Here is a 23,678-nt window from a genome sequence, read left to right on the forward strand (position 1 = left end):
TTATTTTATAATTATTGGTAATTTTTTGTTAATTATTCCGTGGGGGTATTTAAGACTATGCTAATATTTGCATAGTCTTAAAGTGTGATGGTTTTTATTTTCAGTCAGGCAGCTTTCTGAGAAGAATCCCCTTCATTTACAGTAATGTTACAAAAATTGATGATTTTTGATATAAAACTAAAGAACTATTAGTAACTTTAACGCTTTAAATTTCGAAATAGTAAATATTTATTATCTTTAGAAAATTGCCAAAAATGAATTGATAATGTTGAATTTTCTGATAAATTAGAGTGTGCAGCAAGATTTATCGATAAGAGAGGGGAGAAAGTCATTGAAAAAACAGAACAAAATTTTAACTTCAGCTCTAGCCTTGGCGTTAACGGTAGGACCGTTAAGTACAAGTGCGGCTGAAAAAAGTGTGGAGCCTTTTAAAGATCTACATAGCTCTCACACTCATCAAGCACACAGTGCACAGGGGTCTCCGTTTGATGCTGGTATCGCCAATGATGAGAAATTGATTGAGATGCTGAAAAAGAACGGAAAGATCAGCGAAGATGCGACAGCAGCGGAAGCACAGAAAGGTCTCCAGAAGTTCTTAAAGCAGAAGACGAAATCAGCCAAAGAACAAGGGGAACTAAGTAAAGAAGAGGCAGATACAAAAGCAGAGTTAAAAGAAGCTATGTCCAATAACAGCCTGACAAATGGCAAAGGAAACAAACTGGGGCAGGCGAAGAAACAGGAAGTGGAATCAGTCAAAGAGGAAGCTTATAACGGAGAAATGCGGGAAGATAAGGTGCTTGTCCTTCTTGTCGATTACGAAGACAAACCTCATAACTCTATGACAGCTGATGAAACCGATATGCACTATGACGGAGAGGACGCCTACTCTCGTGAGCATTATCAGGACATGCTGTTTGGTACAGGTGGATGGACAGGCCCTGATGGAGAAACGTATGTTTCGATGAAGCAGTACTATGAAGAGCAGTCCGGTGGCAGCTATTCTGTTGACGGCGAAGTAGCCGGATGGTACAGAGCTAGTCAGCCGGCAGCTGCTTATGGCGGCAACTATCCAACAGAAGATGACAGTGACGTCAATGCGCGCGGACTTGTCAAAGAGGCCTTGGAATTAGCGGCTGCAGATCCAACTGTAAATATCGCAGACTATGACCAATGGGATCGTTATGATTTAGATGGAGATGGCAATTATCTTGAACCAGACGGACTTGTCGACCACTTGATGGTCATTCACTCCGGCGTGGGTGAAGAAGCTGGCGGCGGATCTTTAGGTTCGGATGCAATCTGGTCCCACCGATGGAACCTTGGAGGAGTAACTCCAATCTCTAACACAGAAGCAACGGTTGATTACTGGGACGGACCGATGGCGGCTTATGACTATACGATCGAACCGGAAGACGGTGCGGTTGGTGTTATGGCTCACGAATTCGGACATGACTTAGGTCTTCCAGATGAATACGATACGCAGTATTCAGGTTCTGGTGAGCCGGTCAGCTACTGGTCCATCATGTCGAGCGGAAGCTGGGCTGGAGATATTCCAGGAACGATGCCGACAGGATTCAGTCCTTATGCTAAAGAAATGCTGCAGGCATCTGCTGTCGTTGACAACGAAGGTACAAAAGGAAATTGGTTATCTGGTACAGAAGTGAACGTTGAAGACGTTACAGAAGAAGGTATGGAAGTCCTTTTAGATCAGGCGAATACAAAAGGGACCAACAACGATGTAGTGAAAGTAAATCTTCCGCAGAAAGAAACGGTCATCAATACACCGGCCAGCGGAGAGTATGAATACTTCTCTGGAAGTGCAGATGATTTGAATAATTCTCTATCAACTACAGTCGATTTAACGAATGCAGCGAATGCTTCGTTTGACTTCAAAACTTGGTACGATATTGAAAAAGACTGGGATTACGCTTATGTGACGGTTGATGGTGAGCCTATTGCAGGTGAAATCACAACGAACGAAGACCCGTATGATGCAAACAAAGGCCACGGTATCACTGGCTCATCTGAGGGCTGGAAAGACGTCAGCTTTGATCTTTCCGCTTACGCTGGTCAGGAAGTAGAAGTTGCGATTGAATATGTCACAGACGGTGCTGTATCCAACCCTGGTTTATATGCAGATGACCTTTCTGTAACAGTTGATGGTGAAAAGGTATTGTTTGATGATGTAGAAGGAGAGCCACAGTTTGGTCTTCATGGTTTTGAGAAAAGTGACGGTGTCAAACGTTCCGACCACTACTACCTTATGGAGTGGAGAACTCATAACGGTGTTGATGAAGGACTCGCTAACATCCGCCGTGGCAACAGCCTGATGACGTTTGATGATGGCCTTGTTGTCTGGTACGTTGATAACCAGTATTCTGAGAACTGGACAGGCATTCACCCTGGCGATGGTTTCTTAGGCGTTGTCGATGCTGATCAGAAGATCAACACGTGGAGCGACGGTTCCGAGGCTTTGACTCGTTACCAGATGCACGATGCTGCCTTCAGCTTAGAGAAGTCCGAGAAAATGTTCATTGATTACAGTGACATTCTTGGAGTGACGATGAAGGACAACTATACGAAACGCACACCACTATTTGATGATAGTGCAAACTATCTCAATGAAGGTCTTGTTGATGCAGGACGTAATGTTCCTGAATACGGCCTGAAATTCCGCGTCATCGGTCAGAGTGATGATGGTACGGTTGGTAAAGTGTTGATTTCTAAATAAGTGCTTTTGTACAAAAGCGACGTAAGCAATTAGGAGATGACCCCGGTATTGAGCCGGGGTCATCTTTTTTATAGGTATTTTTATAGCAGTGTGTAATGACGCTTCTGGATCAACCCAACCTCTTTGCTTACTTTTAAAAAAATGACTCGCACGCCTATGGGCTTATGCGAATATGGTGTACGAATAGGAGGAATCAGCATGAATTCATACCATCAACAGCAACCCCAATCCGTTGAATCACCTTACCGGACACTTGTCGAACCTTGTGTGGTCAATCGATTACAGTCCGTCGTAGGGGCTCAATTAGTGATAGAAACGACGAAAGACACGATTCGAGGGAAGTTATTGGAAGTACAGCCGGACCATATCGCCCTGCAGGCTGGAGACTCGACGTTTTTTGTGCGGATACAGCAGATTGTCACCATAATGCCTCTATAAGAAATGAGTCTGCCACTGAACTGTATTCTATAAAGAGGACCAAACATGACTCCGGCATTTAAGCCGGGGTCTTTTTATTTGCACTCCTTTATAAAAATGAATCCGGGATGGGGGGGGAGGCGATCCCTTTCCGATATTCTGATAACAGCTCAATCATCGGGCTTTTTTCTATGGCTGAACGCTTTTTTTCTTTTGTAAATATGCTATGATAATGAGAAAAATGCGCGTAAGGGAGAGGTATGTAATGCAAATTCCATATATCAAATGCCACGGGTCGGGGAACGATTTCATCCTCATCGATGAAATCGAACAATCGTTTCATTTTTCCGAAGAAGAACGCCGTCAGCTGTCACTGCTGCTTTGTGACCGCGAACAGGGGATAGGTTCCGACGGGATATTATTTGTAATGCCAAGTGAGAAAGCCGAAGGTCGGATGCGGATGTTCAATTCGGATGGGACCGAAGCGGAGATGTGCGGAAACGGCCTTCGCTGTGTAGCCCGTCATATGATCGAAAAGCTCGGGAAAACGTCGATTGCGATTGAAACAGCAGAGGCTGTACTTGCAGTGGAACAAGTAGAGGAGATCTTCCCGGAAATCGATACATTCTCCGTTATGATTGAACCGGTTTCTTTCGCTGCTTCGTCTCTGCCTATGGAGACAGATAAAGAGGAGGCTGTTAATGTCGTCATTCCGGAACTTTCTGAGGAGAAGACGTTTACAGCGCTTAGTGTCCCGAATCCTCATATCGTAAGCCTTGTCGATGAGGTTGTTCAGGAAGAACTTTTGACTATAGGAAAAAAAGCGAACAATCTGCCGGAAGTTTTTCCAAATGGCGTGAACGTCAGCTTTGTTCAGGTTCTTGAGAAAAATAAAATCTTTGTCCGCACGTTTGAACGTGGAGTCGGCTTGACGAATGCCTGCGGTACAGCGATGTCTGCATCCTCTCTGGTTTCCACCATCCTGGGTCCGAATGACCTTGATACGCCGATTGTTGTCATTAACAAAGGTGGCCTCGTCAATTGTGTGGTCGAGAAGACCGAAGGACGTTTCTCTATTCAACTGCGGGGGAATGGAACCAATGTCTACAAAGCTGTAGTGGATGTTGATTTGGATGCCGGAAAGATGGAAGTATCTGAACAAACCTATTTTAATGAAGAAAATGCAAGGTATGAAAAATTAGAAGCATTTGCTGCTTCCGAAATTGGAGGGTAACCAATGCTGAAAACGTTCCATGTTAAGACGGATCATCATGATCAAATGATCGATGTTACAAGTGAAGTGCAAAACTGGGTTCAGGATCAAGGGGTGAAGGATGGTGTGGTCGTCGTTTCCTCGATGCATACGACAGCCGGACTTACCGTCAATGAAAATGCTGATCCCGATGTGAAAACAGATATGCTGCGCCGCTTTCGAGAAGTTTATCCATGGGATCAAGCAGAAGATCGTCATGCAGAAGGAAATACAGCTGCGCATATGAAAACAAGTACCGTTGGTCACGCTCAGATGCTGATTGTAGAAAATGGCCGCTTGGTGCTTGGCACATGGCAGGGGCTTTACTTTTGTGAGTTTGACGGGCCGAGAAATCGAAAATTTGTCGCGAAATTGCTATAAGGATAGAGTGGACTTCGGTCCGCTCTTTTTTTATGTCGAGTCAACGGGGAGAAAAAACGCTGAATGGAGGGGGTTACAGATGGTGTTATCGACTTTTGCCATAGTCCGAAAATCCTCTCTCAATTAGACGACAGGCATGGTATAATTTGGAGAGGATAGTGGTTTTGCCAACTGAATAGGGTGTCGGCTAATCCCCATGTCAGATCACTGAAGGGGGTGATGCCTCTGAGTATGTATGAATCGTTGATGGTGATGATCGCGTTTAGTTCATTTACCGTATCCGTTCTCGGTTTAATTGTCGCGATTTTACGCATAAAAAAATAGACTCCCTATTCTGTCGTGAATGCGGGTGAGTCTATTTTGAAGTAGGCTGCGCCCTAAGGCGGACCAACTATCCGGGAGGGATCACAGTGCCAGCTGTGGTCCCTTTTCTTATGTGTATCCTTTATCTGTGTCCATCATACCACATTTCTAGGAAAAAGTCTCTGGCAGCTTTGTCTTGAACTATTCGTGTGGCAGCTATGGTCAACTTGAAAGTTCTTTTATTTTCGCTGCTGCTTTTTCCAGGTGAAATGCTTCCATTATTAAAAGCTAAATCCAAAGTAAAGGCCCAGGGCAATGATAAAGCTGGACAGGAGTCCGCCTTTCACCATCTTTTTAACAGTCCCCTGTGAAAACTTGAACAGCAGCTCATGTGTAATGGCAAACAACACCACCATGACGATCATTTCGTACCCGAAAGTAAAATAAGGGTTCAATATCATCCATACAGCCGCACACGCCGGCAGATATAAGCCTACCTTTATGAAGAAACGGCCGATCTCCATCCGCTCCACCATTCTATTGATGACAAGAGATAACGGGAACAGCACCAATAGTAACAGAAGGAACAACCCTATATAAACGCCATGTATATCTTCCATTGAGAATTGGAAATAAGTATCCCCAGGGGAAGTCGTAAATCTTGGGAGCATCATAAGGAACGAAAGGTTCCAAACCACTAAAACAGCTAAAAAATTCCGCAATCACTACACTCCTTATATTTTACAAACATGGTATCTCGATACTGTATTCATGTAAAGAGGCATAACACTTGAATAGAACATAAAAAAGAAAGGGATGATTCAGCCTTAAGCAGCCTCAATTGCACCTTTATTTCCATGGAAGTGGTTCTGTTATTCTTACAGGTCTCTAACAAAGAAAAAACCCGAGCCTTCTAAGAAGGACTCGGGAGTTTACTTAACAAATGGAGTCTTTAGGGTTCGGGTTTTTCATGCCGAACAGTGGACGGAGGAACAAGGCTACATAGGTTCCGCCAAGTGCCATAATCATCCAAACCCAGCCGTGGAGACTGAAGGATGCGATGCCGCCAAAGTAGGCACCAATGTTACATCCGTAAGCCAGACGTGCGCCGTAACCCATTAAGATTCCGCCGATAATGGATGCGATACCGATCCCTGGTTTAATTTTTCCAGGTTTAAAGTTCCCTTGAGTGCTTGCGGCGATAAAAGCACCGAGGATAATACCAAAGTTCATCACGCTGGTAGAATCAGCTAGAACGGTTTGATTAAGTGGAGCGGGGTTACCGGACCAATACGTCCAGTTTGCAACGTCTACACCAAATAGTTGAATGAATTTGGATCCCCAAAGAGCAAACGCAGAAGTGATGCCCCACGGATTTCCTCTTACCGCAAGTGTAATCGCATTTAATACGCCGAGTATAACGGCAGCAAGAAGTAAAGGCCATGCGCCGCGCCAAAGTTTCTTCAATCCGGTTGTCGTTTTAAGTGGTTCCATTTTCGGTGGGTTCTTCTTCTTGGCAATCTTAACAGTAACTCCATATATACCAAGGAAAATCGCCAGCTGTAAAATCAACCCGCCGAAGTAACCAAAGCCTGTCGTTTCTGCTAATGAAATAGCTGGAAGGGAAGGAGTCTCCCGCCAAAAACCGATATGGTACGCACCTAGAACAGATCCGCCGATAAATCCTAAAAGTGTTAAAAGCATGGAAGACTTCCCGCCTCCGACAGTATAAAGTGTTCCGGAAGCGCAGCCAGATCCAAGCTGCATGCCGATACCGAACATAAATGATCCGGCCAGCACACTAATTCCCACAGGGAAGACATACCCTTGAGGAGCCATCCCTGTAAAACTGAAGCCAGTGCCGAGAATGACCGCAAATCCAGTGGTGGCCACAGCAAGCATCAGCATATGTGCCTGTAACCCCTGAACGTTCCCGACAGAAAGCAGGCGTCTAAAGGCGGAAGTGAATCCGAAGCGTGCGTGCAGGAGGACAAGCCCAAAAGCGAGTCCAATCAAAAATAACACGCCCTGTGTAACGTTTGTAACACTAATAATCGTTATAAATAAAAGCATGGAAACGACCGCACCGATCCAGACGAATGGCTTTTGTACCGGATTCAAGGGAGCGACTACAGTGGAACGGTTGGAGTTTCCAGAGGCTTCTTGTACGGTTTGCTGCTGTATCATGAAAGATTCCTCCTAATTCCGATTTGTTTACTTTGAATTATGACTTTAGATATTCTAACGGACAACTCGTCTATTTGTAAACATTTTTGCATACAATAGGTGTACAAAGAGACAAAGAGAGCAATGCTCAGTCTTTACGTAGATTTAACACTAATCCATAGAGACAAGTGATAAACTCGAAGTGTAGACAGGCCGATTGATCACAAATACTGGAGGGATGTCTTATACCTGTCGTTCGCTCACATGTTACCCGCTGGTTTTTCTTTGTTTGTACAAAATCCAATCGAAGAAACTCCTGGCGTACATCCGGCGCACCTCCCCCTACATAAAGACTGATGAAAAAAGCGACGTTCCTATGAACGTCGCTTTCTTATTTATTTTATTGAAAAATCGATGTATGAGTTTTAAAATGAAGATTAAACTATAACCTAGCTGGGTAAAAGTAAACAGACTACATAACGAGGAGTGATCAAATGGCGAAGAAAAAAGAATGGCATGTCATTTTCCTGCTGGATAGTAAGCGCGTCATTACACATGATTTAGATCTTAGTGAAGATATGGATGAGCGGGAGGCTACTGAATTTATTACTAAACAGCTTGACCGCGGAACGTGGTGGTTCCTAGAGGACGGAGTAGCGCTGCATACAAGCGGTGTGGAAGCCTTTTACTTAGACAAGTGTGCACGTCGTACACGTTTCAGCAGAGATTGATTCATTCCTTTCCTGCAAATAAAAACTCTTCCCTTAATGGGAAGAGTTATTTTAATATCTCGACTTCTATTTGGCGGCGTCCGTATTCCAGGGCGTCGCTTTGTTGTGCCATGAACAAGTCAATGCGATGACCTTCAATATCTCCGCCAATATCTCCGGCAACGGCTACGCCGTAACCAGGTACGCGTACTTTAGAGCCTAACGGAATGATGGAGGGATCAACGGCAATCACCTTTTGAGCTGGGTTGGCACGTAGGTCGATGCCTGTGTAGGTTGTTCCACTGCATCCTTCACAGAAGGCTGTGTAAGCGGTGGATTCAACAGCTACCGTGCGTTTTACATCGCTGGCAGCCCCTTGAGAAGCAGCAGTCTGTGCTTTCTTTTGTTCGCTTTCTTCTTGATAACGGTCATGTTCTGTCTCTTTTTCATCAAGAGAGACCGATTTTTCTTCTATATTATGAGCGGTCTTGTCCACTTCTTCAGCTGAGGTCTGCAGGCTTAAAGCTGTGAAAAAGATCGGTAACAACAAGAGGGAAGTAAGCAGCTTTTTCATGTGGTACAGCCCCTTTCGTATCTATCCTACATGAAGTTTAACAACCAGTACCCTTACGAAACAACAACAATAGTCCTACAATATCTTTACATTCCTGTGACAAAATCCCCCTGATTATTTATGGATTCATATAGAGATAGGCGTGTTGAATCATACACTCGCCTTATTATTTTCCTGAAAATGGATAGAAATAAGTTGGTCAAAAAGGATGGCTGACGTAGGAAGTCGTCCATAATCGAAAAAAGAGGTATACCATTTATTAGTTAAAAATAGTTTGAGTGAAAGATAGATTCGTTTGGTAGAAATGAGCTGGCTTCATTTCCCTCTTGAAAAAAATAAAAAAAAAGGGACAATTGACGTTTACGAATCTATGAGATGACATGCTATAATAAATAAGGATTCCTATGATTCCAGATTTTATGAAAGTGGTCAAAGAAGGAGGACCGGACGATGATCAAATGTCCTCAATGTAAACATCAAAATGCAGACAATTCCCGTTTTTGCTCGCAATGTGGGCATGCACTGGGAGATGATCCTGAGCATAAAGGCAAAGGGAAACGATTGTGGCTGCCATTGTTCACACCCGTGTTCGCACTGGTTGTGATGGGGGGAGCCCTTTATTATGTGTATGACTATCAAAAAGATGTCAACGCAGAGGTAGTTTCCATGAAACAGGAAGCGGAAGAAGTGGCACTTGAAGGCGAATATCGCGAGGCGGAAGCCCTTTTAGCGAAGGCGATTGACCGCAGGCCGGAAGCAGATGCCCTTCAGGTCGAGCTTGAGCATGTGCAGACAGCTGTGCAGTTTGAAAAGAAGCTGGATGAGGTAGCAGGTATGCTCAAGGAAGGTCAATTGAAAGACGCCGATCAGCAGCTGTCAGCGATACAAGATCAGCTGAGAAAAAAGGACGGGCGCCTCTATCAAACGCTGATTCCTAGAATGAATGAAATGGATTCCAGATTAACCCTTCAGGAAGTAAATGAGGAACTATCCAAAATTACAGATGTGGATGAGCTTGCAGCTAAATTAAATACATTATCGGATCTGAACTTAGAAGAAACAGCAAAAGTAAGAGAGAAAATCTTTGAAAAAATTGTGAACCGCTCGACAAAGGAAGCAGAAGCAGCAGCCGAGGAAAAGCGGTATACAGAAGCGATAGCCCTTATCGATCAAGGCCTGCAGTATGTCTCTAATGATGAGAAACTGATTCAGCTGAAAGAGCGGATCCAAACGGAGAAGCAGGCGTTTGAACAGGCCGCGCAGCAAAGGATGGAAAGTGCGATGCAGCAGGCGGCTCAAGATGAACTGCGAAATCAGACCGATGCTCTTGAGGTGCTAAATATTTCTATTGAAAAAGATGAGTTTGGAGACTACAAAGTCAGCGGACAGATTGAGAGCGTGGCTACACAGGTCATCAGTACGGTGACAGTCATGTATGATATCAAAAACAAAGATGGCGAAGTTGTACGCTCAGAATCAGCTAAAGTTTACCCGAATTATTTGAACCCCGGTGATAAGGGAAGCTTCGAGAAATTTTATTATGAACTGGAAGAAGGGGAATATTCTGTTGAGACAACTGAAATGGAATGGTTAGTAGAATAGGAGGATGTATGATGAAACGCTCCTGGATCATCAGCATTCTCGCTTCTTTATTGATTCTTGGAGGCGGGATTGCGGGCGTTTTTTATATTATGGATGTTGTACCAGGGCAGATGAGTGTATCAGCTGTCCTCGATCAACCACCTGTTGAAGAGGGAAAGAAATCAGAAGTTCCCAAAGACACCCAGGAAATTATTTTTGAATCACAAAAACTGGTCGTCCAAATTGAGCTTGAAGACGGAACCATTGGTTCAGGATTCTTGTACAATGATAAAGGTGATGTGATTACAAACGCTCACGTAGTCGCCAATACAGAAACAGTGAATGTGGTGACAGCAGATAGTAAAAAGATGCCCGGGGATGTCATCGGCGTCAGCCGGGATACAGATGTCGGCGTTGTGCGTGTTCCTGGGTTAGAAGGGAAAGACCCGCTCCCGATTCGTTCCGAGGGCGGTGCGGAGCTACTTGATGAGGTGCTGGCTCTTGGAAGTCCGCTCGGTCTGCAGAACACCGTTACCCGCGGAGAGATCAGCGGGGTGGACCGGACGCTGGATATTGAACCGTTCCACTATGAGAACATGTATCAAATATCAGCTCCTATTTCTCCAGGGAACAGCGGCGGGCCGCTTCTCGACAGGGAAACAGGGGAAGTCATTGGAATCAACTCTGCGAAGTTAAATGAAGAAACGATCGGCTTCAGCATCCCGATTGCGGATGTTCTCCCTATGGTTGAGCGCTGGAGTGACTCTCCAATGAAGTCTCTGCCGGAGTTTCCGGAACTGAACGATCAAGTGTACTCTCCTGTAACAGGAACAGATGCCGAGCAGGCGACCTATATGGTGCAGTATTTCTATGACAGCATCAATCAGGGGGATTTTGTCACGGCCTATTCCTTAATCAGCAGCAGCTGGCAGGAAGACATTTCGTTTGAAGATTTCCGGTCCGGCTATAACAATACGCTGAGTGTGAAAGTGGATAACCTGGTTGCTGATCCCCAGGGCGGGAAGGTAGTTGTCACGGCTTTTCTTACGGCAGAAGAAACCGTTGATGGAGAAGTGCAGATGAAGAAGTATAAGGTTGTCTATCCGGTTAAAAAAGAGAACCAGTCCGTAAAAATTATGAGCGGAACCGGTGAAGAACTGAGTACAGAAGAACAGAAAGAAGAATAACAAAGAACCGCTTATCCAAGCTGATAAGCGGTTCTTTTTCTGTACGGGGCAGCGTTATCCTAGCGGGGGCGTTGGTTGATTTCACAAGCTGCCCGGATACCTGATTCAACGGCTCCTTCAATCCACCCATGAAAGGAAGACGTGTGCTCACCGGCATAATGAATACGACCTTCCGGAGCAATGATCACATCGGACAAATCCCTGCTTTGACCAGGGGTGAACAGGGTAAAGGCACCGGCGGAATAAGGGTTGCGGCTCCAGTTGTAGACCACGCTGTTCATATAAGTCTCATAAACGACGGATCCATAAATCCGGGCTAAGTCATCTAACACGACCTGCACGGCCTGTTTTTTGCTTAAACTGTTAAAAAGCAGCGCATTCTGTCCCCATGAATAGCTGGCGAGAATGATGCCTGGACCTGCTTTTCCCTGGTCATGACTTGGCAGATAGATAAAACGCGAGGGGTAATCTGTTACTACATTTCCAAACGGATAATCTTCCCAAAACTTGCAGGAAAACTCAACACCTATCTTCACCGATGGGACGTTGACGACTTCATGAATGGACTGCCATTTTTTTACCGATACACTGGTGTAAGGTTCAATATCAACCAGCTGGAAAACACTGAAAGGGATGGTTGTAAGCAGGAGGTCGGCTGTCCAGCAGTTCTTCTGGTGATAGAGCTGATCTTCTGCTTCAACCCTCACATGATCATGAAACTGCTGGATGCGGGTGACTTTTTGGTTGAAACAGATATTTTCTGACAGATAAGGAAGAAAGGCACAAGGCAGACGGTCGTTTCCACCCTTAATTTCTCTGAATTCCGTATCTCCTTTAAAGATCGGAAATGTAATATCAATCAGAATGTTTAAAAACGAAAACTCGGGAAATCCTTCAATTCCCAGAAGCAGTTTAATGAGTCTTACTGCATTCGTGGATAAGGACGGGCCGTACGGGTTGTTTCGCAGATACTGATCCATGGAATAACCGGAAAATTGGTCGCGGAGCTTTTCTTTTCCAACGTCATCGCTGTTTTGGTATAGATCAAGAAAAGGCTGGACAGCAGAGAGGAAAAGCTCTTTCGCTGTTTTTCCCCGTTCAGAAGGATCCACGGGGAAGTCCAGCATAGAAGGGTCTTTATCATAATCCGATTGGTAAATCTTCCTTCCGTTAATAAGGTATAAATCACCCTTTCTTGTATTAATAAATGGCTGTGTAGGCAGTCGGAATTTCTTAATGTAGGCATAAACCAAGGAATGGTTCGTCGGTAGACGCATGGCTCCGGCGTCTATGTAGTTTCCATTCGTAAAAGGAGTGCGGATGGTATAAACACGGCCACCGATTCGGTCGTTCGCTTCAAGGATCGTAACGTCGTGTCCTGCCTGTTTTAAAAGGGAACCAGCAACGAGCCCGGCCATCCCGGCACCTAATATAAGCACGCGCTTTCGCTGCGCCGGCGCACACAGTCCATTTTCAATAATTTTCAAGAAGTCTTCAGGATAATCAAAGGATGGGGATTGGTAATTGTTCACAGACACACCTCCTCTTACAATTTATTCAAAAAGGATGGGAGAAAGTATGGTGATTTTTTCCTTATCATAAAAGCATAAACATTCTTCCTCTTTCATCAAATAAATAGAAGGAGGGGATGGATCGTGTATTATCCACCAACGAGGCAGTCAGCAAGAGAGCCAGGAGAAAGCCGACTGCTTCGAGTGAACGGCGTTGGGAGAGTCGAAGTGAAGCCGGATGTTGCCAAAGTCAAGGTCGGCGTTGAAACGCAGGATGTAAATCTGGAAAAAGCCCAGCAGGAAAATGCCGCGAAGATTGAACAGGTGAAAAATCAATGGATCGCAGCCGGGATACCGGAAGAAAATATCCAGACAGCCGACTACTTCATCTTTCCGGAATATGATTATGTCGATGGCAAGCAGGAGTTCCGGGGATATCAGGTTACCCACACGCTGCTCGTGACCGTTGATGATATTGAGCGTACCGGCTACATCATTGATTTAGCCGTTGCCAATGGTGCCAACCGGGTATCCAATATTGAATTCACTGTGAGTGAGCCTTATGAAAATTACCAGCAGGCGTTAAATCTTGCGCTGGGTCAGGCGCTTGCAAACGCACAAACGATCGCCAATACGATGGGATTGAAGCTTGATCAGACGCCTGTGAAGATTTTGGAAATTGGAACTCCGCCAGCTGCTCCTGTGCAAAGTTTTAGTAAAGGGCAGGTCATGAGCGCAAGTACCACGCCGATTGAACCTGGGACTCTGGAAACAACCGCTCGTATAGAAGCCTACTTTCAATACTTGCCCTGACGGATAAACGTCAGGGTTTTTACTTAGGTGATGTTTTTCAAGTTTGGTTTACGGGATATAGGAAAAGGATGAATCATCATGATTGTATGAATGGAGCCAACACATATAGAAATGGAAGGCGGAGAAGACGACTTTCGCAGAAAAAATGGTTCATCTTATAGGAGAATATGTCAATTATATCAATACAGACTCCTCTATTATTGGCTCGAGGTTATTAGGACAAGCTTCCTTCCTTTCGCCTCATCACAAAACCTAACGAAATCTAAAAATGTTGCAGTTAGGAAAAACATCGATTACAATGGGCTATAGCTTAGGTTCGAATTGAAGGAGAGGTATTATGGAAAATGTACTGCTGGCCTTCGGACTCACCCTGTTAGCGGGATTAGCTACAGGCGTCGGGAGTGTTCTGGCCTTTTTTACATCCACAACAAATACACGATTTCTTTCTTTGGCTTTAGGCTTCTCAGCTGGAGTCATGATTTATGTATCGATGATTGAAATCTTTTATAAAGCTCAGGATGCGCTCATTAGTGCACTTGGCAATGAAGCGGGTCATTGGGTAACAGTGGCTGCCTTTTTCGGCGGCATGGTGGTTATTGCTCTTATTGATAAATTAATTCCTAAAGCCGGAAACCCTCATGAAGTGAAGAAAGTCGAAGATATGTCTAAACCAAAAGCGGCTGTACAGGATTCCCACCTTCTTAAGATGGGAACGTTCACAGCCCTGGCCATTGCGATTCACAATTTTCCTGAGGGAATTGCGACGTTTACCGCTGCTTTGAATGATCCAGCCCTGGGAATGGCGATTGCTGCGGCCATTGCGATTCATAATATCCCGGAAGGAATCGCTGTATCCGTTCCGATTTATTTTGCGACGGGGGATAAGAAAAAAGCGTTTAAGCTCTCTTTTTTAAGCGGGTTATCCGAACCGGTCGGCGCTATACTGGCTTACTTAGTCTTGATGCCGTTTTTAAATGATATGGTTTTTGGAATTTTATTTGCCGGTGTTGCGGGGATCATGGTCTTTATTTCTTTAGATGAGCTGCTTCCAGCTTCCAGAAGATACGGGGAAGCGCACTTATCCATTTATGGTGTAGTTGCTGGTATGGCTGTCATGGCACTCAGCCTGCTGTTGTTTATTTAATCCAAAACCTTCTTAGATACAAAGTGTTTCGTACGCCTGGTCGTGCCGAAGTGTTTCCAGGAGAAAAAAAGAGAACGGGTCACCCAGGGAAGGTTTTGACTTTACATACGAAGCTGACAATAAAGCCCAGCAGGTAGACGCCTGCTGGGCTTTGTGTTGTGTTAATATACGTTTCCTTCTTCTAAATCCTTAAGAGTCTGCTGGGTCTTTGCTTTTGACTGCTGGACGAGACGCCAGTTTAGGTAGAAACCATCCTCTTCCTTAACTCCGAGTCGTGTGCAGTCCTTTTCAATATAAACAGGCTGCTCTTCGGATAAGTCAGGCAGTTTATCTTCTGCTTTTTGCTGCAGCCAGTTTTTAGTCAGTATAATCAATTCTTGAACGGCACTCTCTTCCTGCTTACTCGGATAGGTAAAATAAAACTTTCCTTTTTGAAAAGCAAAGGAAGCTTCCCTGACTGCATCAGACGGTTCAATGAACAGACGGTAGGAACGGCCGAGATAGCTGATTTTCTGTTCGCTTTCAAGATTGAGTTGATCCACTTTGTATAAAGACGGATGCGTTTTCTGCCATTTTTCTTCGATCCAGGCGGCTTTCTTTTGAACGAAGGCTTCAATCCGGGCATCTTCTTTCTTTTCAGATGCTGTTACACAAATCCCGTTCAAATCGTCAAGATAGATTTTAATAAACGGAATGTCTTTCTCTCTATGTAGGTGATAACGGATATATGTATCTCCATAGGTAATCGCAGGCATCGTGCCTCCCCCTTTTATGCTGATCTTATTATTGTAAGGGAGGCTGATTCTTTCGTCAAAAACGATGGAAGATGTCGGTGAACTGGTGAGGACAATATAGGAGTGAGAGATTTAGAGACAAAAGCTGGAAAGGTAGTTGTGTGTAAAAGGATTGTTTGAAATAATTAGTAGGAATCTTTTGGAAGGTTGGTGGGGATTCCCCCATTTACCTCAAGGATAGGATTGTACAACGAACAGGATTTCGCACATGTGCGTCAAAGGAGAGAACTACAAATGATTGGATCTACGTTAAAAGATGCAGTGAATATACTGAATGGAAATTGGTTGAAGATTATTGGTATGGTTGTGTTCACCTATTTTATTAAACTGGTACTGGAGACTCTGCCTGTTCAGGGAACGGTCAGTATACAAATGACACCGATGACTGTGGCGAGTTCAGAAACTATTCTGTCTTTACTAGTCGCATCTGCTGTGAACAGCGTGCTCTTTTTTGTTTTGGTTGATTACATTACACAGACTCAGTATACCATGCGGAAAAGGTTCGTACGTGCCTGCACGTATCCCTTTCGCAACTGGCAGCTATTGTATAAAGGATTGATTGTCTTTTTCCTTTCGAATTTTTTGATCTTTCTTATAGGCATGATGCTAATCTATGGAGGAATTGGATCGCTCTTTACTTATGCAGCCGGGATAAGCATAGCGACTAGTTTACTAGTTATCGCTTACCTGTTGTTGTTCACTCTCTTAATCTGGCTGTTTTTAGGCATTTCGCAGTCCATGTATATCTTATATGACGATCCGGATGTCGGTGTTTTCAAGAGCCTGAAAGACAGCTTTTCTCTAATGAAGGGACATAAATGGGCGCTTCTAGCACTGTTTGTGTTAACGGGTCTCGCCTTGATCATCGGCGTGTTGTTAGTGGTCATCGGAGCCATTTTGTCTCTTGTTCTCTATGAAGTGGCTCGATTCGCTTTTTATAGGGAGCTTAAACGAAAGAAACGCCTGTTGGATTGGCAGGAAAAAGTAAACGGGTGAGCTATATCTTGCCAACAACTTACTAAAAGGGAACGTCCACTAAGCGGGACGTTCCCTTTTGATTGAACTGAAACGAATCTTAATCAGCTTCGTATAAAAGGTAGGGGAAATGCGTTGCCTTTTCTTCCTGAAGATCCATGAAAATGGCGGGAGTTTCGGTGTTTTAATAAAACTCGCTGTTTATTTTTTGTTTGACTGAAGCGGGTTACTGTAGATGGGGAGGGGAAAGATGAGATGAGTGAGAAATTGCTGGGGAAAGTCAGGCGTGGACTTCTTTCCATTGCCTTTGTAATGGCTGCATTTGTTTTGTCCTATTGTATTACTTATCCGCTCGGGTATTCTCCACTTGGTTATGAAGTGCTTGAAAAAAAGGAAGGCTCAGCTGTGCTGCAGTCATATAACACATGGGGGCAAAAAGAAGTCATCCTCACCTATCACCCTCCAGAAGGGGAGGAGTGGAAACTGGATTGGCTGATTGACCGGATCCATGGACAGGAGCAGGAGTATCTTTTCTTTTTTACTTCCATGATCGTGGCGGTCGGATGGATAGCTTTCGATGTCCGGAAAGGGAAACCATTGAAGAAGGTCCTGCCACTCAGCTGCCTGTATGTGTTCATCTCCGGCCTGTCTCTGATTACACACTTACATGATATTCAAAGCATGCTGTGAAGGCCGCCGTTAGCCGTTCTTGAATCGACCTCTTTCTTACTGATTCAGCTTAACAAGCACACGTGAAGAATTGTGAAAATATTGCAGAAGGAGAACGTCTTTTTTTATGGAATAGGATGATAAGGCGGAGTTATGAAGGAGGATGAACGATTTGAAACCATTAGAAGGAAAAGTGGCCGTTGTCGCAGGGGCTACCCGGGGAGCGGGAAGAGGTATTGCGGTTAGTCTTGGAGAAGCAGGAGCGACGGTCTACTGCACAGGACGAAGTACAAGAGAAAACAAGTCTTCCATGAATCGTCCTGAAACGATTGAGGAAACAGCAGAAATGGTGAACGAACGCGGAGGTACCGGAATACCAGTCCGAGTGGACCATTCCATTGAAGATGAAGTAAAAGCACTATTTGAACGTGTTCAAGAAGAACAGAGCGGGCAGTTAGACATCCTGGTCAATGACATCTGGGGTTCCGAATCGCTAATAAAGTGGGATAAAACATTTTGGGAAGACGATGTCCAAAATACGTTTAAAGTATTAGAAAATGCCATACATACCCATATGATTACCAGCCGGTACGGTGTGCCGTTAATGGTGGAGCGTGGGGAAGGTTTAATTGTGGAGATTACGGACGGGCAGACGTACCAGGTTCGCGGACCGATGTCCTACAGCCTTTCTAAAATAGGCGTCATTCATATGGCAGAGGTAATGGCTGAGCAGTTGGAGGGAAGAGAGCTTTCCGGGATTACTTCCCTATCTCTTACACCAGGGTTCCTTCGTTCAGAGGAAATGCTTGAAATCTTCGGTGTCACAGAAGAAAACTGGCGGGACGGAGAAGAGACAGATCCCGATTTTGCTATGTCTGAATCCCCCTTCTATGTCGGCAGGGCTTTGGCTTCACTTGCCGCTGATCCTGATGTACATCGCTACCATGGAAAAGCGCTGTCTTCATGGGATCTCATGCACGTGTATGATTTCACGGATATCAATGGAACCCAGCCGGACTGGGGGGAGCATTACAAAAAGAAATACGGTCCTGATGTAAGATGAAGATCATGCCAAACGCAGCACTGAAAAAATTTGGAGAAGCAGACTTCGAATGTTACTACAGGCTTGTTTCCAATAGAGACGTGATGGCTCAAATAACGGAAAGGGCGGTCCCTCTCAAAGAAGCTCAATCAAACTATAAAAAAATTCTCCTGCAGAATAAGCAGGAGGAGATTCTGTGTTCCTATAAAGTTATCAATGCTGACACTAACGAATTCGTCGGTCTTGGTCATTTAACGTTAAAGGAGAAGCGGAAAAAAGAAGCTGAGATTGGCTATATGCTTCTTCCTGAACATTGGGGGAAAAGGTACGGGACGTATATAGCAGAAATGCTGGTCGACCTCGCCAAACAAACGAATGTAACAAAGCTGAAAGCCGTCATTGACCCTGAAAACAACGCCTCTAGAAAGATTTTATTCCATAAGCAGTTTGTTTCTGAAAAAGTATGTGAAATGGATGGTTTACCTGCTGAAGTTTTAAGTAGGAACCTGTAACCTTTTAGTCTCCATGTATTTTCTAAAAAAAGTTTATTCATAATAAAAAAAGCTTGAGGTGAAAAATTCCTCAAGCTTTTTTGCATTCTATAAACATGGGGATACGTCAGTTCACTTCATAAAGGCTTTTTTATAAAGTGATTTTTGTTTCCCGCTTTTGGAAATCAACATCTGAATAATAGGTATTCTTTACAAGCACATTCGGACCAAGACACTGGACGGCCGGGCAGTGACAGTTTAAGGATTTTGCTGTCTCGGTGGTCATCCACTGCTGATAGGCATCTTCAAGGTTGGTGTCTTGAATATTCCCAAGTCCGGGCTCGTCCCCGAAGTCCGTCACAATGATATCTCCGCTGAAAATGTTGACGTTCAGACGTGAGCGCCCGTCAGGATCGTTGCGGACGGTAACGTTTTTTTCTTTATACAGACGTTTGAGCATAGTTAAATCATCTTCAGATGAACTGCAGGGGTAATAGGGCAGAGTACCGAACAGCATCCACATGTCTTGATCACGATGATCAAGCAGACGATTGATTCCGTCCCGCATTTCATCAAGGCTGAGTGTTTCCAGGCTTGAAGCGAAGTCGACGGGGTACATAGGGTGTATTTCATGCCTGGCACATTTCATTTCTTTCACATGATCATGGATCGATTCAAGATAAGGGAATGTCCGGCGGTTCAGCATCGTTTCCGCTGATACCATAACGCCTGCATCCGACAGCCGCTGGGAGTTCTCTACCATACGGTCAAAAAACTTCCTGCGGTTTTCTTCTGAAGGCTTACGTTCCATCCGTGCAAAGCCTGTGTGAATGAACTCTTCGATTGTTCCCCAGTTGTGAGAGATATGTAGTACGTCCAAATAAGGGATAATCGGAATATAACGTTCATAAGGGAGCGTAAGATTGGAATTGATCTGTGTGCGTACTCCTCGTTCATGGGCGTACTTCAGTAGAGGCAGGACATAGTTGTCGACAGACTTCTTCGACATCATAGGCTCGCCGCCGGTGATACTGAGTGTACGTAAATGCGGGATCTCATCCAGTCTCTGGCGGATAAGATCCATAGGCAGTGCTTCCGGGTCTTTCGCCTGGAGCGTATAGCCGACCGCGCAGTGTTCGCAGCGCATATTGCAAAGAGTAGTTGTCGTAAATTCAATATTGGATAAGGTCATTTTTCCATGTTCCTGAACGTCCATGTACGCTTCCCACGGATCGTATTCAGGTGTAAGCTGTTGAAGCTTCATGTTCGTACTCATAGATATGAAACTTCCTTTCTATAAATATAATTCGGTATAAACCTTCCTTAGTCTAACATTATTCAAGGCAGAACTATACCATTCCTTGATAAGTAGATTCTTTTAAACAGGGGAAGGGGCTGTTTAAGAAGAGTGCCTGTAAACGATCTTCATGTTGTTTCTCTAATATGGAGAATGGATGTCTCCGTTTATGGGGGAAAGAAGGGAATTCTAAATATCTTTTTAATGAAAAACTTTTAATAAATAAGCAGGGCAGCTTCTATTCCAAGCCGCTCTGCTTTTTGCTCTTCCAATCTTATTTAGTCTTAGGTAATGTTGAAATGAAATAGGCAAGGCTAAAGATTCCCACCATGATGAATAAGGGAATGGAGACGCGTCCAAAACTTACCTCACTTACTAAATTAGGCTTAGCAGATGCAGCATCTGGGTTATGTAGGAAGGTGATCAATAGACCGGACCCTATTTGGAAAATGAAATAAAATAAGAGAAAGCTTCCAATGAAAATGAAATACCTTTTCAAAACAATCATCCTTTCTATTTCCTTTTCTTTACGATACTAAGAAGGAAAGGTTGCAGATAAAAAGGTTTTTTCAAATCTGTTGTGTGACAGCTCACTAAGCTGATCAATGATTTCCTTTATTTTAAGGCTCTGTTAAAGTTTAGTGTTGATATTTATAGAAAAACATAACTTCCATAAAAGCTGGAAGTTATGTTTGGTTTATTGTCTTATTGAATTAACGGACCCTGTCAGCTTAATAGGTAATTATGATTGCGGGAATCAGAATCATGGATTTTAATAAAATGCCACCGTTCGCTCAAAAAGAATTCGGTTAAATACCCTTACCTCCCTTTGTTTTTAGGGTATTGATTCTCTCCATTCCAGTAATGATTGGTTTCGCACGCCTTATTAAAGTTTGCGTAGACTCAAGAGTTAGAGAGGATTGATGGGCATCTTCATTACTCCACACTTCGTAAACATACACAGCATTTGGTTCATTTTCGGAAGTGTTCACAAGATATATATCGCATTCCTCAAGATCCTTCATTGACTCCGCTGCTTCCAACAAGATATCTACCATTCTGTCACGTTCGCCTTCTTGTACAGTAAACTTACCTAAGATACTAAAATTATTCATTAGGGTCCTCCTTTACTTTGTCATCTGTTAATGGTTTCAACATCTCATCTCCGCAATCCTGTTATTTCTATTATTTAAAGCAACAAAGATTCTTTACCTATCCTGCCTTATTAGTTAAATAAAGAAAGACCTTTATACACTAAACCTAGATAATCTAAGCTTATTAAAGGTTTTCACACTTGGAACCACGCAAGATAATTGTTCAGATACTTGGTCGCCACACCGTTAAATCGCTGCTGCTCCAATCTTTTGTCGTTTCTATGATAAACTGATCTTATCAAAAATTTTCCAAATGTATTTACTTTGTTCAAGAAAAGAACAGGATACCGACATTACGAAAACGGAGTGATTTTTAGTGTGAAGGAGGAATGATCCTATGATTCAAATATTCCTTATTCTTTTCTTGTGCGGCCTATTCCTTGTTATCCTGGCCTGGAATCGGGGACGTGGAGTATCAAATAAACATTATACGCGGTTTAGTTATCTATCTTTAGGTCTTCCAGTCATGTTAATTCTACTGATGTATATGATTCCTAACGATCATTCAATTGTCATCTATTTATTACCCATTGGTTCTCCGACTGCCTTCATTTTAAGCGTATATACACTATTTAAGAGAAATGAAAAAAATACCCTTGCTGTGATTGGTTTATTTCTTTCGTTACTATTGCTTGGAATCGTAATTATTTTTGGGGTGTTTTTAATGACTCCTACTTCACCGTAAATAAAAGGAAACTTCTAATAATGGAAGTTTCCTTAGCTCTCGTCAATCATTAATTCTATGATCCAGCAGGCCTGGAAGATAAAAGGTTACGAACCTGTGAATAGAGGAGAATAGGCGTGTCATCTCGAACAATAGGGGGTACACCTTTGTAGAAGGAGGAATGTCGGAATGGAACAAACGGTTTTGATTACGGGATCATCCAGCGGATTTGGCTATCACACGGCTGTCCAGTGTGCCAAAAAAGGTCTTCGTGTCATTGCTACGATGAGAAATATGGACAAAGCGGATGTCTTTCAAGATGAAGCAATAGCTGAAGAGGTTCGTCATCGTATTGAGGTTTGGCAGCTTGATGTGACGGATGAAGATTCGCTCCAGCGATTCGAGGAAAAAGTTCTGACGCTGGATCGTCTGGATGTGCTTGTGAACAATGCAGGCTTTGCCGTCGGTGGTTTTCTGGAACAGGTGCCAATGGAAGCTTACCGTCGCCAGTTTGACACCAATGTATTTGGGGTGATTGCTGTCACAAAAGCCGTCCTCCCGTTGATGCGCCGGCAGCAGCACGGAAAGATTTTTAATGTCAGCAGTGTGAGCGGTCTCATTGGATTTCCCGGACTCTCGGCCTATGTATCTTCTAAACATGCCTTAGAAGGACTATCCGAAAGCCTGAGGTTTGAACTGCAGCCGTTTGGTATTGATGTAGTACTGATTGAACCGGGATCTTTTGAGACTAACATCTGGTCTTCTGGAATGGAACTCCCGGAGGCGGTCTATGATCCTGAGTCCCCTTACTCGGATTACATAAAAGGGTTGTGGGAAGCATTGAACAAGGAATCTCATGAGAAACCGACAGCGGTGGCCGACTTAATGACCAGTCTCATTGGAAAAGAAAGAGTGAAGAAACTTCGTTATCCCATTGGTGGAGGTGTCCGGGTCAATGTATTAATGAAGCGGGTCCTGCCATGGAGCTGGCTGGAAAAAGGCGTGTTGAAGACAGTGCTTGGAAAAAGAATGGAGAAAGGCGGAATGAATCATGGAAAAGTACAGCGTATGGAGAGAAGCCGAAGAAATACAGTATGAAGGCAATGAGGTGGGGATTTTAATTTCTCATGGATTTACGGGTACCACTCAAAGTATGCGTCCATTAGCGGAGGCGTATGCAAGAGCAGGCTATACGGTGTACTGTCCGCGTTTGAAAGGGCATGGAACAGCACCTGAAGATATGGAAGCTTCGACGTATGAAGACTGGATTGAATCCGTCGATGAAGCGTATCACTGGCTTAAAGAACGCTGTACGAAAATCTTTGTCGTCGGTTTATCGATGGGCGGGACCCTGGCTTTATATATAGCGAGTCAGTATAAGGATATCCAGGGGGTTATTCCGATTAATGCCGCGATCAATATCCCGGCCTTAGCTGAAGCAGCTTCATCCAACGAACGCTTTTTGGATGCTATTGGATCAGATATGAAAGACCCTGATCAAACGGAAGCGGCCTACGATCGTACACCGGTTCAGTCGATTAAACAGATCATTCCGCTGATGGAAATGGTGAGTCAGCGGCTGGATGAAATCCATTGTCCGATTATGATCTTTGTATCAGACGAAGACCATGTTGTACCGCCAAACAACTCAGAAATCATTTTTGAATCCGTCTTTTCTGAACATAAAGAAATTATTCATCTCGAGAATAGTTACCATGTGGCGACACTTGACTATGATCAGGATTTAATTATTGAGCGGAGTCTGGAGTTCTTTCAGATGTATACCAATACAAAGAACAGTTTGTGATTGCCCGGGAAATAA

24 protein-coding genes and 1 pseudogene are annotated in these 23,678 nt (G+C 43.9%); 17 read left to right on the forward strand and 8 right to left on the reverse strand.

The features are described 5' to 3' along the window. Window positions 1-331: 331 nt before the first annotated feature. The 5 genes from LC036_RS02685 to LC036_RS18605 all read left to right on the forward strand — a co-directional run bounded on the left by LC036_RS02685 (window position 332) and on the right by LC036_RS18605 (window position 5,105). Window positions 332-2,731 carry an immune inhibitor A domain-containing protein gene (locus LC036_RS02685; protein WP_226577870.1) on the forward strand — a complete coding sequence of 800 codons (2,400 nt, stop codon included), beginning with the start codon at window positions 332-334 and terminating at the stop codon, window positions 2,729-2,731. A gap of 198 nt (window positions 2,732-2,929) precedes the next feature. Further along, window positions 2,930-3,169, forward strand: coding sequence for a YuzF family protein (locus LC036_RS02690; RefSeq protein WP_226577872.1), 240 nt, complete (start codon window positions 2,930-2,932; stop codon window positions 3,167-3,169). Window positions 3,170-3,413: 244 nt separating this feature from the next. Next, window positions 3,414-4,382, forward strand: coding sequence for a diaminopimelate epimerase (gene dapF / locus LC036_RS02695; protein ID WP_226577876.1), 969 nt, complete (start codon window positions 3,414-3,416; stop codon window positions 4,380-4,382). A 3-nt stretch (window positions 4,383-4,385) separates the two neighbouring features. Next, a complete protein-coding gene (locus LC036_RS02700; protein WP_226577879.1) occupies window positions 4,386-4,781 on the forward strand; it encodes a secondary thiamine-phosphate synthase enzyme YjbQ in 396 nt (131 codons plus the stop codon). Window positions 4,782-5,012: 231 nt separating this feature from the next. Next, the gene (locus LC036_RS18605; protein WP_226577882.1) at window positions 5,013-5,105 is read left to right on the forward strand and encodes a putative holin-like toxin; all 93 of its coding nucleotides are present in this window, start codon (window positions 5,013-5,015) and stop codon (window positions 5,103-5,105) included. A 260-nt stretch (window positions 5,106-5,365) separates the two neighbouring features. On the opposite strand, the gene LC036_RS02710 is transcribed toward LC036_RS18605, so the two are convergent. Both LC036_RS02710 and LC036_RS02715 read right to left on the reverse strand, forming a co-directional pair. After that, window positions 5,366-5,806 (reverse strand): hypothetical protein, encoded by a 441-nt coding sequence (locus LC036_RS02710; RefSeq protein ID WP_226577885.1) that lies wholly within the window; start codon window positions 5,804-5,806, stop codon window positions 5,366-5,368. A gap of 214 nt (window positions 5,807-6,020) precedes the next feature. Beyond that, window positions 6,021-7,271, reverse strand: a complete 1,251-nt coding sequence (locus LC036_RS02715) for a YeeE/YedE family protein (protein WP_226577889.1) — start codon at window positions 7,269-7,271, stop codon at window positions 6,021-6,023. A 473-nt stretch (window positions 7,272-7,744) separates the two neighbouring features. On the opposite strand from LC036_RS02715, the gene LC036_RS02720 reads away from it, so the two are divergent. After that, a complete protein-coding gene (locus LC036_RS02720; RefSeq protein ID WP_226577892.1) occupies window positions 7,745-7,981 on the forward strand; it encodes a hypothetical protein in 237 nt (78 codons plus the stop codon). 46 nt (window positions 7,982-8,027) lie between these two features. Here LC036_RS02720 and LC036_RS02725 read toward each other — a convergent pair whose 3' ends face one another. Beyond that, on the reverse strand, window positions 8,028-8,534 hold the full coding sequence (locus LC036_RS02725) for a 3D domain-containing protein (RefSeq protein ID WP_226577895.1): 507 nt from the start codon (window positions 8,532-8,534) through the stop codon (window positions 8,028-8,030). Window positions 8,535-8,984: 450 nt separating this feature from the next. On the opposite strand from LC036_RS02725, the gene LC036_RS02730 reads away from it, so the two are divergent. Both LC036_RS02730 and LC036_RS02735 read left to right on the forward strand, forming a co-directional pair. Beyond that, a complete protein-coding gene (locus LC036_RS02730; RefSeq protein WP_226577898.1) occupies window positions 8,985-10,136 on the forward strand; it encodes a zinc ribbon domain-containing protein in 1,152 nt (383 codons plus the stop codon). Next, on the forward strand, window positions 10,121-11,302 hold the full coding sequence (locus tag LC036_RS02735) for a S1C family serine protease (RefSeq protein ID WP_226577901.1): 1,182 nt from the start codon (window positions 10,121-10,123) through the stop codon (window positions 11,300-11,302). Before LC036_RS02730 ends, LC036_RS02735 begins: the two co-directional genes overlap by 16 nt. Before the next feature lie 59 nt (window positions 11,303-11,361). On the opposite strand, the gene LC036_RS02740 is transcribed toward LC036_RS02735, so the two are convergent. Beyond that, window positions 11,362-12,834, reverse strand: coding sequence for a flavin monoamine oxidase family protein (locus tag LC036_RS02740; RefSeq protein WP_226577903.1), 1,473 nt, complete (start codon window positions 12,832-12,834; stop codon window positions 11,362-11,364). Window positions 12,835-12,957: 123 nt separating this feature from the next. Here LC036_RS02740 and LC036_RS02745 point away from each other — a divergent pair, with 123 nt between their 5' ends. Both LC036_RS02745 and zupT read left to right on the forward strand, forming a co-directional pair. Next, window positions 12,958-13,626 carry an SIMPL domain-containing protein gene (locus tag LC036_RS02745; protein ID WP_226577907.1) on the forward strand — a complete coding sequence of 223 codons (669 nt, stop codon included), beginning with the start codon at window positions 12,958-12,960 and terminating at the stop codon, window positions 13,624-13,626. 337 nt (window positions 13,627-13,963) lie between these two features. Further along, entirely contained in the window at window positions 13,964-14,770 is an 807-nt protein-coding gene (gene zupT / locus LC036_RS02750) for a zinc transporter ZupT (protein WP_264188061.1), read from the forward strand. Window positions 14,771-14,931: 161 nt separating this feature from the next. Here the strand turns inward: zupT and LC036_RS02755 are convergent, their stop codons facing one another. Beyond that, window positions 14,932-15,525 carry a YgjP-like metallopeptidase domain-containing protein gene (locus tag LC036_RS02755; protein ID WP_226577910.1) on the reverse strand — a complete coding sequence of 198 codons (594 nt, stop codon included), beginning with the start codon at window positions 15,523-15,525 and terminating at the stop codon, window positions 14,932-14,934. 273 nt (window positions 15,526-15,798) lie between these two features. Here LC036_RS02755 and LC036_RS02760 point away from each other — a divergent pair, with 273 nt between their 5' ends. The 4 genes from LC036_RS02760 to LC036_RS02775 all read left to right on the forward strand — a co-directional run bounded on the left by LC036_RS02760 (window position 15,799) and on the right by LC036_RS02775 (window position 18,762). Then, complete coding sequence (locus tag LC036_RS02760) at window positions 15,799-16,560, forward strand: DUF975 family protein (protein WP_226577913.1); 762 nt, start codon at window positions 15,799-15,801, stop codon at window positions 16,558-16,560. A 234-nt stretch (window positions 16,561-16,794) separates the two neighbouring features. Beyond that, a complete protein-coding gene (locus LC036_RS02765; protein WP_226577916.1) occupies window positions 16,795-17,229 on the forward strand; it encodes a hypothetical protein in 435 nt (144 codons plus the stop codon). Window positions 17,230-17,380: 151 nt separating this feature from the next. Next, a complete protein-coding gene (locus LC036_RS02770) occupies window positions 17,381-18,271 on the forward strand; it encodes an SDR family oxidoreductase (RefSeq protein ID WP_226577918.1) in 891 nt (296 codons plus the stop codon). 5 nt (window positions 18,272-18,276) lie between these two features. Beyond that, the gene (locus tag LC036_RS02775; RefSeq protein WP_226579959.1) at window positions 18,277-18,762 is read left to right on the forward strand and encodes a GNAT family N-acetyltransferase; all 486 of its coding nucleotides are present in this window, start codon (window positions 18,277-18,279) and stop codon (window positions 18,760-18,762) included. Between the two features lie 130 nt (window positions 18,763-18,892). On the opposite strand, the gene yfkAB is transcribed toward LC036_RS02775, so the two are convergent. The 3 genes and pseudogenes from yfkAB to LC036_RS02790 all read right to left on the reverse strand — a co-directional run. Beyond that, window positions 18,893-20,017 (reverse strand): radical SAM/CxCxxxxC motif protein YfkAB, encoded by a 1,125-nt coding sequence (gene yfkAB / locus LC036_RS02780; RefSeq protein WP_226577921.1) that lies wholly within the window; start codon window positions 20,015-20,017, stop codon window positions 18,893-18,895. A gap of 830 nt (window positions 20,018-20,847) precedes the next feature. After that, window positions 20,848-21,153 (reverse strand): putative quinol monooxygenase, encoded by a 306-nt coding sequence (locus LC036_RS02785; RefSeq protein ID WP_226577924.1) that lies wholly within the window; start codon window positions 21,151-21,153, stop codon window positions 20,848-20,850. 176 nt (window positions 21,154-21,329) lie between these two features. After that, window positions 21,330-21,458 (reverse strand): annotated as a pseudogene (locus tag LC036_RS02790) (IS1595 family transposase); the annotation flags it as partial. Window positions 21,459-21,529: 71 nt separating this feature from the next. On the opposite strand from LC036_RS02790, the gene LC036_RS02795 reads away from it, so the two are divergent. The 3 genes from LC036_RS02795 to LC036_RS02805 all read left to right on the forward strand — a co-directional run bounded on the left by LC036_RS02795 (window position 21,530) and on the right by LC036_RS02805 (window position 23,663). Continuing rightward, window positions 21,530-21,877, forward strand: a complete 348-nt coding sequence (locus tag LC036_RS02795) for a hypothetical protein (RefSeq protein WP_226577927.1) — start codon at window positions 21,530-21,532, stop codon at window positions 21,875-21,877. 168 nt (window positions 21,878-22,045) lie between these two features. Continuing rightward, the gene (locus LC036_RS02800; RefSeq protein ID WP_226577930.1) at window positions 22,046-22,954 is read left to right on the forward strand and encodes an SDR family oxidoreductase; all 909 of its coding nucleotides are present in this window, start codon (window positions 22,046-22,048) and stop codon (window positions 22,952-22,954) included. After that, complete coding sequence (locus tag LC036_RS02805) at window positions 22,905-23,663, forward strand: alpha/beta hydrolase (RefSeq protein ID WP_413229845.1); 759 nt, start codon at window positions 22,905-22,907, stop codon at window positions 23,661-23,663. Before LC036_RS02800 ends, LC036_RS02805 begins: the two co-directional genes overlap by 50 nt. Window positions 23,664-23,678: the final 15 nt, after the last annotated feature.

Source organism: Halobacillus litoralis, from assembly GCF_020524025.1.
In the GTDB taxonomy this organism is placed as follows: Bacteria; Bacillota; Bacilli; order Bacillales; family Halobacillaceae; genus Halobacillus; species Halobacillus litoralis_D.